At 65.6% G+C, this 13,414-nt stretch carries 7 protein-coding genes and 1 pseudogene; 7 read left to right on the top strand and 1 reads right to left on the bottom strand.

All coding sequences use genetic code 11. The features are described from left to right. The 7 genes and pseudogenes from BLV97_RS19750 to BLV97_RS19720 form a co-directional block, all read left to right on the top strand. A pseudogene (locus tag BLV97_RS19750) lies at positions 1-423 on the top strand (transposase); the annotation flags it as partial. Positions 424-571: 148 nt separating this feature from the next. Then, positions 572-3,037, top strand: coding sequence for a hypothetical protein (locus BLV97_RS19745; RefSeq protein WP_143037593.1), 2,466 nt, complete (start codon positions 572-574; stop codon positions 3,035-3,037). A 128-nt stretch (positions 3,038-3,165) separates the two neighbouring features. After that, positions 3,166-4,917 (top strand): ATP-binding cassette domain-containing protein, encoded by a 1,752-nt coding sequence (locus BLV97_RS19740; protein ID WP_081824980.1) that lies wholly within the window; start codon positions 3,166-3,168, stop codon positions 4,915-4,917. A gap of 17 nt (positions 4,918-4,934) precedes the next feature. Further along, positions 4,935-7,181 (top strand): ATP-binding cassette domain-containing protein, encoded by a 2,247-nt coding sequence (locus BLV97_RS19735; protein ID WP_176992671.1) that lies wholly within the window; start codon positions 4,935-4,937, stop codon positions 7,179-7,181. Beyond that, complete coding sequence (locus BLV97_RS19730; protein WP_081824981.1) at positions 7,178-8,716, top strand: HlyD family type I secretion periplasmic adaptor subunit; 1,539 nt, start codon at positions 7,178-7,180, stop codon at positions 8,714-8,716. Before BLV97_RS19735 ends, BLV97_RS19730 begins: the two co-directional genes overlap by 4 nt. A 22-nt stretch (positions 8,717-8,738) precedes the next feature. Continuing rightward, positions 8,739-9,665, top strand: coding sequence for a response regulator (locus tag BLV97_RS19725; protein ID WP_035840752.1), 927 nt, complete (start codon positions 8,739-8,741; stop codon positions 9,663-9,665). Next, the gene (locus BLV97_RS19720) at positions 9,665-12,697 is read left to right on the top strand and encodes a hybrid sensor histidine kinase/response regulator (protein ID WP_051645960.1); all 3,033 of its coding nucleotides are present in this window, start codon (positions 9,665-9,667) and stop codon (positions 12,695-12,697) included. The genes BLV97_RS19725 and BLV97_RS19720 overlap by 1 nt, the downstream gene beginning before the upstream one ends. A gap of 262 nt (positions 12,698-12,959) precedes the next feature. On the opposite strand, the gene BLV97_RS21330 is transcribed toward BLV97_RS19720, so the two are convergent. Further along, positions 12,960-13,115 (bottom strand): hypothetical protein, encoded by a 156-nt coding sequence (locus tag BLV97_RS21330; protein WP_160169166.1) that lies wholly within the window; start codon positions 13,113-13,115, stop codon positions 12,960-12,962. Between the last annotated feature and the right edge of the window lie 299 nt (positions 13,116-13,414).

The following is a 13,414-nucleotide window of genomic DNA, read 5'->3' as shown; positions in this document are numbered from 1 at the left end:
ATCAGGAGATCGGCAGCGTCACGGCAGACGGCGCGTATGACACCCGGAAATGCCATGACGCCACCGCCGGCCGCGGCGCTCATGCCGTCATTCCGACCCGCGGGAACGCCAAGCCCCGGAGGCTGATCACTGCCGGTGCCAGGGCACGCAACGAGGCCCTGCGCGCCGCGAGATACCCTGGCCGGGCACTCTGGCGACGATGGAGCAGAGATCACCGCCGAAGCCGCGTCGAGATATGAGCCGGATCAGAAAACGATCCCGGGGATCGTTTTTGCGGCGATTGGATGCACTGCAGTGAAACTGCTGGGCCAGCGGCTCATGGCCCGGGACCTCGATCGGCAGGTCACCGAAATCCGGGCCCGCATTGCCATCCTGAACGGCTCCCCCGCCCTCGGCAGACCCGTCACCGAGACCGCGGGATAAATCCGTCCGGGAAAAGGGGAGCCTCGCCCGTCATCCGATTCGTGCAGCAGAGCCCAACCGATCTGATCGGGCACAATATTCGCATTCCTCGGAGAATGCTGAAGGGGAGGCCCCAAAGTGCGTCAAGAACAGAAGATCCCCCAGCTGAGTGGAAAACGCGAGCCGCGATCGCTGGCTGGCGCCGGCGACGGAAGTCGTCAGGCACGCGACGCGCCGTGCGGTGAACTTGGGCGATGGCATCCTCAAGATCCCGCCGATGATCCTCGATGGCCCGCCCGGCATCGGCAAGAGTGTCCGGGCACGCCGCCTGGCGGAGATGCTGGGGGTCCCCTCCAGTATCGTCGAGGCCTCCAACGAGAACGCTGGGTTCGCTGTCTCCGGCGTTCAACGAGGCTGGACTTCTTTACCTTTGGTACATCTCTTCCCGGCAGTCTGCTCCGCGACGCAAACGAGAGGAATCGTCTTGGCAGACAAACCGGTGGACCCCAACAGCATTCTGGAATCCAAGCTCTATGACGCTTTCGATGGCGCCGACGGAGCGAGTCTGGCCAACGGCATGAATGCTGCCGAAGGTGCGGCGGTCGACGGCGCGGTCACATCCGACACGCTCGGCTCCGACCCCGCCTCCGTTCGCAACGAGGGCCTCACCAATACGGTCGCCACGACGGCTTCCTCGACCGAAACCCGCAATTCCGAAGCGCTCGACGCCACGGCGCCGCAGGCGGGCACCGACCCCTCGCAGCTGTCTCGGGGAACGCCGCTCCGGGGCGGCGAGGATGCGCCGCAATTCGGCGATGCCGCTGACGCCCCCCCCCCGGACGCCGCCGATGTCTCCGGACCGGCCGGCTCCGCCGGCACCGCGCCCAACTCCACGCCGGGCGCCGCTCCGGCTACCGCTCCCGGGGCGTTCAACCCAGCACAGGCGCCGGTTGTCGATGACGGCGCGGGCGCCGATAGGCCCAGCCAGGACGTTGACGGCACCGATGCCGGCGTTGACGACGGCGGACTGCCCGGCCCGCTCGACGGCAGCGCCTCCGAGGATGCGGCGGACGGCGGCGAAACTGTTACCGAGGATGCCAGCTCCGCTGAATCCGAGGGTACCGCGACGGATGAAGTCGAGGATCCGAATGCCGAAGGCGCAGTCGACGAAAGCCAGACGACCCTGCCAGAGGACGGGGTCGTTCCGGGTCTATCCTCCGAAACAGAATCCCCGACGATCGAGCCGGCGACCCCTGTCGCCGAGCTGAGCGAACTTGTCGATGATATCGTCGCCAGCGTTCCGGATCCGATCTTGCCGCAAGTTCCGGCGATCGAAGACACCGTCCAGCCCTTCACACCACCTGAGGCGGTCGAACCGCCTGCTATCATCAACCCGGAGGAGCCCTCACTGCCCGAAACCCCGGCGGTCGATGACATCCCCACGGTCGGTGACTTTACTGATTCCGTCGAAATTCCGGTTCCGGACACCCCGCCGGTCACAGATCAGCTGCCGGATCCGTTGGATGAGACCGCGCCGCCGCAGGTTCCCGAGGAAGTGCCCGCCGCGGACACCGCCGCGGACACCGTCGACGCGGTCACCGACGCGGTCACCGATCCGCTTGCCGACACCGCCGCGGACACCGCCGAGGCCACCGTCGAGAGCACGGCCGACACCGTCGCGGCGGGCACCGCCCCGCTCGCCGAGGCCGTCGCCCCGGGCGCGCCGGCCCCGGGCGACGGCACCGACACGCCGCCCGACAGCGACATCGTCCTCGACGCCAGCCTCGCCGGGATCGACGCCACCGCCGAGGTCACCCTCGATCCGGTCGAGGCCCTGGTCGGCGATATCGACATCACCGCCGAGGCCGACATCCTGACCCCCGACGCGACCCCGGAGCCCGCCACCGATACCGCCGCGGACACCGTCGACGCGGTCACCGCCGCGGACACCGCCGAGGCCACCGTCGAGAGCACGGCCGACACCGTCGCGGCGGGCACCGCCCCGCTCGCCGAGGCCCTCGCCCCGGGCGCGCCGGCCCCGGGCGACGGCACCGACACGCCGCCCGACAGTGACATCGTCCTCGACGCCAGCCTCGCCGGGATCGACGCCACCGCCGAGGTCACCCTCGATCCGGTCGAGGCCCTGGTCGGCGATATCGACATCACCGCCGAGGCCGACATCCTGACCCCCGACGCGACCCCGGAGCCCGCCACCGATACCGCCGCGGACACCGTCGACGCGGTCACCGACGCGGTCACCGATCCGCTTGCCGACACGACGCCGGTCGATGCGTCCTTGAATGTCGCCGTCATGGATGACCCGGTGGCAATCGACGCGGAGATCTTCACCGCACCGGATATCGTCTTGCTGGACATCGATGCGGCAATCTTGACCGCGGCCGACGCTGATGCAGGCAGTGCCGGCAGCGACGCCCACCTTTACGACCTGCTTCTACCAGATGCCGAGACCACACCGGATCCCGGCATGGTGGAAGGCGACCCGGCGCTTCTCGAGAACCCCGACGCGGCGTTGAGCACGGCGAGCTACGACCTGGTCGATCCCGCCGTCGACGACCTCGCCGCCGTTGCCGGCTCGATCAGCACCGACCTCGGAGGGGATCTCTTCCGATTGTGAGCTGGGACCGGCCCAGACAACCCACGCGGACGACCCTTCGAAATGCCGGGATCGTCATTCCCGGGCGGGCACGCCCGACAACTGCAGATCGCCGCGCTTAGAAAGGCGGGGCCGACGGGAGAGACATAATGTCCGCAATCGCGAACCGGACGGTCTGGTCCGCATCGCACTGGAAACTGCCTGTGGTCACCCTCGTAGTGGTGACACTGGCACTCAATGTGCTGGGATTGTCGATTCCGATCGCGGCAACCCAGATTTTCGATCGCATCATAGCCAGTCCGAGCAGCCCGACACTCGCCATGCTCAGCCTCGGTGTCTTGGGCTCCGCCTTGCTGGAGATGCTATTGCGTCTCGCCCGCGCATACATGATCGCGCAGGCCGGGGCGAGCTACGGCGCCATGATGACCTGCCGCGTGCTCGCCAGCGTCGCGACCAGCGATATCGATCAGCGGCCCATGCGCTCGGCCGGCAGTCTCGAATATCTCGGCGCGGTTCAGCAAACGAAGGAGAAATACAACGGGCAGGTTCTCGTCGGTATCGTCGAATTGCTGTTCCTGCCGGTCATCCTGTTGTTGATCTTCTACATCTTGCCAACGGCCGGGATGATTACGCTACTGCTCCTGGCGGTCTTCAGCGCCATCTTCTACCGCCGATCGACCGCCCTTCGCCAAGCGGTGAATGCCAACAGCCGCAGCAGCGAGGACCGCTATGACTTCCTCTTCGTCATGCTCAGCTCGATGCACGGGATCAAGACGCTCGCCATCGAGGAACATATCCTGCGTCGCTACGAGAAGCTCCAGGCACGTCTCGCCGCCGGCAACAACCGTGCGGCACGGCTGGTGGGGCAGATGCTCAACAGCGCCCCGATCGCAAATCAGGTGATCGTCGCCGCGATGCTCGCACAGGGCGCCTTCGCAGTGACCTCGGGGCAGTCCACCCTGGGGGCGGTTTCGGCGCTGGTCCTTCTTGGCGGGCGGGTCATGGGGCCGTTGCAGCGCGCCATTTTCATCATCGTGCAATTGCGCGACGTCAGCAGCGCCCAGGAGCGGATCGACGATATCACCACGCGCCGCTGTTCGACCCGTCCGCGCGCCGATCTAAACGTTGCAAACGAGGGGCGCGTTTCGGTCCAAAATCTCGATTACCACCCGGCCGAGGCGGCCGGGACGCGACAAGCCGACAGCCTGGGCAGCGAGAATGACGATACCGGCGCGCAGGCCACCGGGATCCGGGGGGCCAACCTGGAGATACATCCAGGCGAGTTCGTCACCATTGCGGGACCGGCGGAGCCCCTCAACACCGCCCTGATGCATTTGCTCGCCGGCATAAGGGCGCCGACCGCCGGCAAGCTCCAGATCAACGGCGAACCCCCGCAGGTCTATCCGCAGGCGCTCCTCAACCGTTGCGTGGGCTATGTGCCGCCCAATGGTGTCATGTTCCGGGGCACTATCCGCCACAACATCACCCGGTTCGGCGAGGTTTCAGTCGAAGAAGCCATGTCCGTGGCCACGATGCTTGGGGTCGAGGGGGCTATCAACCGCCTTCCACAAGGCCTGGACACCGAGCTTCTTGGTAGCGCGAGCGAGACCATCCCGCCGGGGCTTCGTCAGCAACTCTCGATCGTGCGCGCGCTTGCCGCGCGGCCACGGCTGATCCTGTTCGACCGCGTCGACCAGGGCCTGGACCGGACCGCCTATGCCGGCTTTCACCGGCTGATCGGCAAGCTTCGCGGACAGGCGACGATCATCGCGGTGACCGAGGATTCGAACCTGATCGACCGTGCCGGCCGGCATTTCCATCTTGACCGCAACGGGCGCCTCGCGCCCGCACTCGGCGCCGTGCGCTCGGCACGCGTGGCCTACAGGGACCTGACGCTATGACCGGGATTACCTTGCCCATGAAAGACCCGCGGGCGGCGGGTGCCGCCGATGCGCAGCCGGACGCCGCGGCGACTTCCACCGCCGCTGTCGCGGCCGATGCCGCAGCCGAGACGAGCCGCCATATAGACCACCTCTCTAGCGCGATAGACCGCCTCCATCGCCTGCTGCGCCGCAGTGCCTGGCGCGACTGCACCGAAAGCCGCTTCGAGCGACTGTTCTGTGCGCTCGGCCTCCTGAGCCGGCGCAACTTCACGATGAAGCGCCTGATCGCCGCGCTGCAGAACCGCACCGCGCCAGTGTCCGCTGACGACGTGGTCCAGGGCATGGGCAATCTCGGATTTCGCGGCGGCCGCATCGCCGGGCCGGTCGACACGCTGGCGACCAAGCGTCTTCCCGTTCTCGCCACCGCGGCAGACGGCAGCGCCTTCGTCGTCTTCGATCACGCGGGCGAACGCTACAGCATCGATGGCGCCGGCCGCATCCGCCGGTTTCGCGACGACCCGCCGACGGCCGATCGGCTGTCGCTGTGGTCCTTCTCGCTCGATACCGAAACCCATCCGGTTTCGAAGGCCTGGCGCGGTCATACTGGCCACAGCTGGTTTCGCGCCATCCTGACCAAGTTTTCGAAGGTCGGCACCGCACTTGTCCTTCTCAGCCTTGCGCTCGCCCTTGCCGGGGTCATGCTGCCGCTGTTCACGATCCAGATCTATGCGCAGGTGATCAGCCTCGGCTCATTGGCGCCGCTGCCCGATCTGATCGCGGGGATGGCGCTCGTCATCGCGCTGGAGATCGCGCTGCTGCTCTACCGGGTGCGCGTCCTTGCGTGGATCGCGGCGCGGCTCGACTATCTGGCAAGCGTCGCCTCCTTCGCGCGTATCCTGCGGATCCGGCCCGCCCTGTCGGAACGCGCGGCGGTGACCGACCAGGCCGCGCGGGTGCGCAGCTTCGAAAGCGTGCGCAGCTTCATTTCGGGGCCGCTGTTCGGGGCCATCCTCGACGTGCCAGGCAGCCTCGTGTCGATCGCGGCGATCGCGATCATCGGCGGCTGGCTGGCGCTGGTGCCGATCGCGGGCGTCTTCGCGCATCTGGCCTTCTACGTGCTGTTGGCGCGACAGATGCGCATCGCAAGTTCCGTCGCGGCGGAGGAAACCACCGAGATGCAGCGGCTGGCGATCGAGACCTTCGAGAAGCGTCAGGCGATCCGCGAGGCCGGGCTGCAGCACCGCTGGTCCGACCGCGTCATCCGCCGTGCGCGGCGCGAACAGCGCGCGCAATTCCTGCAACGCATGATCGGCGGGCTGGGTGAATCCGGTTCGACCTTCATCATGACCGCCACCTCGATGGCGCTCCTCGCCTTCGGCACGGTGCTTTCGTGGGGCGGTGCCCTGGGCGCGGGCGGGCTGCTGGCGGTGACCATCCTGGGCTTTCGCGCGCTGGCGCCCTATCACGTTCTGTGCCTGTCGGCGCAGCGCATCACGCAGCTCACCAACAGCGTGCGCCAGTTCAACACGCTGATGGACATCCCGGCCGAGGAAGAGGAAAAGCGCGAATATACCGAATTGCGCCGGGTCGAGGGTGCGGTCAGCTTTCTCAACACCGGCTTTCGCGGCGCCGACACGCGTCCGGTCTTCGTCGGCCTCGAGATGGAGATCGTGCCCGGAGAGATCATCGGCATCACCGGCGCCAACGGTGCCGGCAAGACGACACTGCTCAAGCTGATCATGGGCATGGCCGATCTGTCGCTGGGCGCGGTCCAGATCGACGGTGTCGATACCCGCCAGCTGCGCTTCGCCGACCTGCGCGCGCGCATCAGCTACGTCCCGCAATATCCGAAGCTTTTTGCCGGAACATTGCGCGAGAACCTTCTGTTCGCCGATCCGCTCGCCGATGACGCCAAGATCAACAAGATCCTGCGCGTGGTCGGGCTCGAGGACGAGATTGGGGCGCTGCGCGGCGGCATCGATCACGTCATAGGCGATCGGCCGTTCGGCTCATCCGCCTTCGCCTTCCGTTTCGCCTTTGCCCAGGCGCTGATGATCGACAGCCGCCTGATCCTCGTCGACGAGATCCCCAACGGTGTCATCGACGAGGGCGTCGGCGACCTGATCCGCGCACTCGTCGAACGCGCGCGCGGAGAGCGCACGGTGATGTTCGTTTCGCATCGCTCGGATCTTCTCAGCATGGCCGACCGGCTCGTGGCGCTTCGCTACGGCAAGATCCCGGTCGTCAACACCCCAACCACCCTGATCGGGAGGGCCGCATGAACAAAGAAGAAATGGATCGCGCCGGCGAGGCGCAGGAAACCGGCGCCGACACGGACGCGGGTGCGCGCGCCAGCGGGAAGCCGAAGGGGGGCGTGCTCGGACGGATCGCGGTGAAGCGTATCGCGGTTCGGCGCCGTAGCGGCGCAGATCAAACCCGGTCCGACACCGCAGCCGCGGCCAAGTCGGTCGACGCCGATGGCGAGACGGGTGCGGAATGGCGCGGCGCGTCGTCCGCCCCGCAGGATTTCGCCGCCGAGTTGACCCGCCCGATCCTGATAGAGGAAACCGTGCCGCAGGCCTTCGTGCGCCGGACGAGCCTGCTGATCGCGGGTGGAATCTTGACCTTCATCGTCTGGTCCGCGCTTGCCATGGTCCACGAGGTCTCGCGTGCCGAGGGCACCATATTGCCTTCGGGTTTCGAGCGGGTGGTCCAGCATCTTGAGGGCGGAATCGTCCAGTCGATCGATGTCAGGGAGGGCGCGCACGTCCAGAAGGGGCAGCCCCTGGTCCGGCTGCAGGACGCCACCAGCGTCGAGGACACGGCCGTCCTCGACGAACAGAGCGCGAGCATGCGCGCCCGTATCGCGACTCTCGAAGCGCTGCTGACCGGAAAGAACCCGGATTTCGGAGCCATCGACGACGTGCGCGTTCGCACTGCCGCCCAAGGTGGCTTCACCGCCGATGCCGATGCGGAGCGCGCGCGCCGGGCCCTGCTGGACAGCCAGATCGACCAGGCAAGGCACAATCTCGCCGTCGTCGAACGCCAGATCGAGGGCAACCAGGAGACACGCCTCTATCTTGCGGACGCGTTCGACCGTACCGAGGCGCTTTTCGCTCGCGGCTATTCGACCCGTAACCTGCTGGCCGAGCGGCGCAATGCCCGCGCCAGGGCCGACAACGAGGGGCGGGTACTGCAGGAACGCCGACGGGTGGCGGCGGACACGCTTGAACGGGCGCGTCGCAACCTCGAAGCCTTCCGCGCCGAGACCCGCGCCGAGCGCACCCGCAGGCTCGAAGAGGCGCGCAACGCCCTTGCCGCCCTCGAGGGAGAGCGCAGCAAGAAGTGGCGGCGGCTGGAACGGCTCGCCGTTCGGGCCCCGGTTGACGGGCGCGTGAAATCGCTCGATGTCACGACATTGGGCGGCGTTGTCGAAGCCGGCCAGAAGATCGCGACGATCGTGCCCGAGGGCGAGGATCTGATCGCCGAGGCCCGTATCGCGGTCAACCAGATCGGTTATGTGCGCGAGGGGCTTCCGGCGCAGGTCAAGGTTTCCACCTACGATTTCACCCGTTTCGGGTGGATCGACGCGACGGTGGATTCGATCTCTCCGGCGGCTTTCCGCGATCCGGGCGGCGCGCAGTATTTCAAGGTTCGGCTGCGCTTGTCCGGCACCAGCCCCAATCACGCGCCGGCGGCGCGGATCTCGCCGGGAATGGAATTCGTCGCCGACATCATAACCGGGCAGAAGACCGTGCTGGCCTACCTGCTCAGCCCGGTACGCAAGGCCTTTAGCTATTCTTTCGCGGAGCGCTGACATGAACGCAATGACAGCTTCTATGCCCGAGACCGTCGGCAAGCGTCAGCGTCGCGTGCTGCTTGTCGATGACGATCGCAGCTCGCTTCTGGTGCTGTCGGGGATGCTTGAAAGCCTCGGCTACGCCGTCGAGACCGCCGAGAATGGCGCCGAGGCCTTCACCATGATGCGTGAGGATGCCCAACGCGCCGATATCGTGGTGACCGACTTCATGATGCCAGTGATGGACGGCGTCGGGTTGACGCGCAGCCTCAAGCGAATCGACGCGACGCGCAACATCCCCGTCGTGATGATGACCGGCGCCAACTCTGACGACGACATGACCGCGGGGATCGCCGCCGGCGTATTCTACTACCTCACCAAGCCGCCCGCCCCCGGACTGGTCACATCGGTGATGAACTCGGCACTTCAGGAAGTGGAGCGCAACGAGCGCGTGCGCCACGAACTTGGCTCCCATCAGTCCGCCTTTCGCAACATGGAGGTCGCGCGTTTTCGCCTGCGTTCCCCTGACGAGGTCGACGCCGTGGTCAGCCTGATGGCGAGTCTGCACCATGAACCCGACGCCGCGATCCAGGGCATTTACGAGCTGGTCCAGAACGCCGTCGAGCACGGGGTGCTAAGATTCGGGTTGAAAGAGAAGACGCGATTGCTGGCAGAGGGGGGCTGGGAAGAGGCGCTGAAGGCGCGCGCCCATGATCCCCGCTATGCCAAGGGCATCGTCGAGGCGACCGCGATGCGCCGCAAGGGCGGCACGTTGTTCGTCGTCAAGGACAACGGCCCCGGCTTCACCTGGAAACCCTTTCTCGCCAGCGATCCAGCCCGTGCGGCGGCGCGCTGCGGCCGCGGCATTGCCCGGGCCGCTAACTATTCGTTTGACCGTCTCGTCTACAACGAGTCGGGGAATCAAGTGGCCGGCTACCTCGCCGGCGAAGCAAGGGTAGTTTGGTAATGGTGACGGACACGACATCCAACACACGCGCAGTACGGCTGCAACTGCTCGGTCTCGGGGCGGCTGTGCTGCTGGTACTGGCGACGCTGTCGTTCAGCGCCTACCGTTCCTATGGCGAACACGAATCGCTGGTAAAGAGCGACAAGCGCGATTTCGCGGTACGCGTGCGCGCCGACATGGATGCGGTCTATGTGCAGGTCAAGGATCTGTTTTCCTTCGTCGCCGCCGGTGCCCAGGACCGGATCGAGCGCAAGCTGAGCAAGGCTTCGCGCTGGTCGCCCTACATGACGGAGCTGGGCTATTTCACCTCGGATCGCCCCCAGCAGGTTGTCACCGCCGTCGGCGAGCCGACCCTGCAGCTCGCCTCTGGCCCCGAACTCGACGCCCTGATCGACCGGCTGCGCGACATCGAGGGGCGGCTCTACGCCGTCCAGCCGGCGAATTTCGAAAATCTGTTCGCAAGGCTCGGGGACGAGCGACTGTTCGTCATGCAGGCGATGGCGCCGGTTGACGCGATGGGCGCGGTCACCGTGGTCTATGCCGCGATCGATCTGCAAAGCATGCTCGAAGCGGCCTCGGCCAACCTGATGACCAGCGCGCTGCACCATGCGACCCTTGCAGTCGACGGGCAGAAAAGCAGGCTTTCCTTCGCGACCGGCGGCGAATCCATCATGGAATCGATCCTGCCGCCGCGGGTACTGCCGACAGATGTCGCGCTGACCGGTAACGCATCGCTCCATGCCATGTTGCGCGAACGTACCGGCAGCCTTGGGCTCTTCATGGCGACGATGGCAGGGCTTTTCATCGTCGCCCTGGCCGCGACGGTGGGGCTGCTTTTCTACCTACGTTTCCAGCGGCGCGTACGCCAGCGTCTGCGCGAGACACTCGAGCATGCGGAACAGGCGAACGAGACCAAATCCGAGTTCCTCGCCAACATGAGTCATGAGATCCGCACCCCCCTGAACGGCATCCTCGGCATGGCCGAATTGCTGTCACGCGGGACGCTAAGCGGGGACAACCGCCGCTACGTGCGCCAGATCCAGGCGTCCGGCAAGGTGCTGCTTTCGCTTCTCAACGACATCCTGGATCTCTCGAAGCTCGAGAAGGGACAGCTGGCCATCGATCCGGTGCGCACCGCGTTGCCGCCGCTTCTGCAGGACATCGCCAATTTCTATGCGCCGCTCGCGCAGGAAAAGAACCTTTCGCTGCTGATGGAGATCGACCCCGACCTGCCGCCCTATGTCCAGGTCGATCCCACGCGCCTGCGCCAGATGCTGGGCAATCTGCTGTCGAACGCGATCAAGTTCACCGAGAAGGGCGAGGTGGTCCTGTCGATCCACGCGCGACCGCCCAGCGAGACGGGCGCGCAACGGATCTTCGATTTCTCGGTCAGCGATACCGGGATCGGCATCTCGGACGAAAACGTAAGCAAGCTGTTCTCGCGCTTTTCCCAGGCCGAGGGCTCGACGACCCGGCTCTATGGCGGAACCGGTCTCGGGCTGGCGATCTGCAAGGACATCTGTGAACAGATGCGCGGCACCATCGGCTTGCAGAGCACGCTCGGCAAGGGTTCGACCTTCAGCTTCTCGCTACCGCTCAAGGTGGAAGAAGGGGGTATGGAACCGGTCGAGGTCCGCAGCCGGATCGCGGTTGTCACCCATTCGCCGACGTTGACCCGAATCCTCGAAAGCAGCCTGCGCCGCTTCGGAATCGAGCACCAGCTGTTCACCTTCAACCAGGCGCTCCAGGCGCAGCTTCGCAAGGCGCAGGAAGGGGGCGAGCGCTTCGACGGTCTGATCATCGACGAAGGCAGCGACATCCACCGCGCCAAGGCGATCATGCGCTCACTGCAGTCCGATCCGGCGACCAGGCACATGTGGTATCTTCTGCTGGGCGAAAAGCAGACCAATCGCTCTTATCGCGACTTCGACGCCGTGGTGACCAAGCCGTTTCTCGCCTGCAATTTGGCGGATTCGATCCTGCGGGCGGGCACTGACGACGCAGAGACAACTCCGGCCTGCTTCGAGGCACGCTCCGGCGAGTGCCGGCGCGGGACGACGGGTTTTCGCGGACGCAACTGCCTGCTGGTCGATGACAATTATGTCAACCTTCTCTTCGGTGAAGAGGTCCTGCAAGGGCTGGGCTTCACCGTGAAGACCGCCGTCAACGGCCGCAAGGCGGTGGACGCCGCCTGTGCCGAAGCCTTCGACGTCATCTTCATGGATTGTCGCATGCCGATCATGGACGGCTACCAGGCCACCGCAGAACTGCGCAAGCTGATGGCCAGTGGGACGCTGAAGCGGGCGCCGATCATCGCGGTCACCGCCAACGCGCTCAAGGGCGATCGCGAACGCTGTCTCGAAGCCGGCATGGACGGTTTCCTGACCAAACCGTTGATGATCAACGATCTGGAGAACACGCTGGCGGAACTGCTGCCACCGGACGAGGGTGAAACCCCCGACGAGCCGGCCCGCGCCGCCATCCAACCGATAACGGAGAACCCCATGCCAAGCCAGACGCCCCGAGCCGAGACGCCCGCCGCCAACCCGCCCCCCAAGAGCGCGCCACCGCGTGCGCCCGCCGCCGTGCCCGTTGCGCCGGCGGCCACCGGATCCCGCACGGCCGGCGGCACGAAATCGGCAACGACACAAGCCACCGCGGGCGAAAAGGTCCCGCTGGTCGATGTCGGTGCCTTCGAGGCCACGCGTGCAGTGGTCGGCAAGTTCGACATGTTGATCGAATTCTACCTCAAGGATACCGCAGGCTACCTCGCCGCTATCCGAGAAACTCTCGCAATGGGAAAAATCGAGGACGCCGTTCTGCCGGCCCATTCGATTAAGAGTTCCAGCCGCACCATTGGGGCGCAGGGCATGGCGAAGCTTTCCGAATACCTCGAATATCAGGCGCGCCAGCCGGAAGCGGCCGATCCGGCTGTCCTGGGCCGCCTGCGAGAGAAGATGGAGTACGTCTTCGCCTTGACCGAACGCCGCATTGAGCAACTGATGGCCTCCGACGCGAGCGGCGCCGCCTGAGCCGCGAGCCTGACACGCCCGTGTCGGCGCGGCCAGGCTCTTGCTGCTGGAGTCGGCATGATCGACACTGAGGGCGGGTGACGCAACTTCGAGGCGGTGGAACTGGCTCAGCAACCGCTGTCTGTTTGAGACTGTCGCGAACAACCCGCCGACGGAAGCAGAGACGATTTTCTACGCCGCTCTGGAAGCAGAGAAAATTGCCGCGTGACTAACTGAAGTCAGCCCCCGGGCAAACTTGGGGTGGTTCAGTATGCTGTTTGCCTCACCGGTCCCAGACAACCTCTGTGGCCAGATACTCGCGGATCACGGTCCGCACGACAAACTGACCATCATCCACGACAGCGAAGCGATAGACATTCGGTTGGACGATCACCCATCCATCTGGCCGCATGTCCTCGCCACTAATCAAGCGTGACATCAGCCGCCTCCCAACCTCAGGCCATCCCGGCCCATAGTCGATCGTTTCGAATGACCTGACCGCCTCAGGTGTCAGGATTTGTAAAGGCTCTATTGCGACGTGTGCAGGCTCGCCCCGAGCCGGCTGACCGTGCTCGAACAATACGTGCCCGCGAGCATTCTTAATGACAACATTACGGATGCGGTCGATGTCGGGCACTAATGTTGAGCTACTCCCCGTCTCTTGGACAGGATCTGGCGTAAATTAAGCTACTCGTTGCACCTGCTGATCGGGTTGATTGATATCATTTCTCTGCCAAT

The sequence above is a fragment of the Allgaiera indica genome (assembly GCF_900106675.1).
Lineage (GTDB): Bacteria > Pseudomonadota > Alphaproteobacteria > Rhodobacterales > Rhodobacteraceae > Acidimangrovimonas > Acidimangrovimonas indica.
This window is presented reverse-complemented; position numbering and strand designations above follow the sequence as displayed.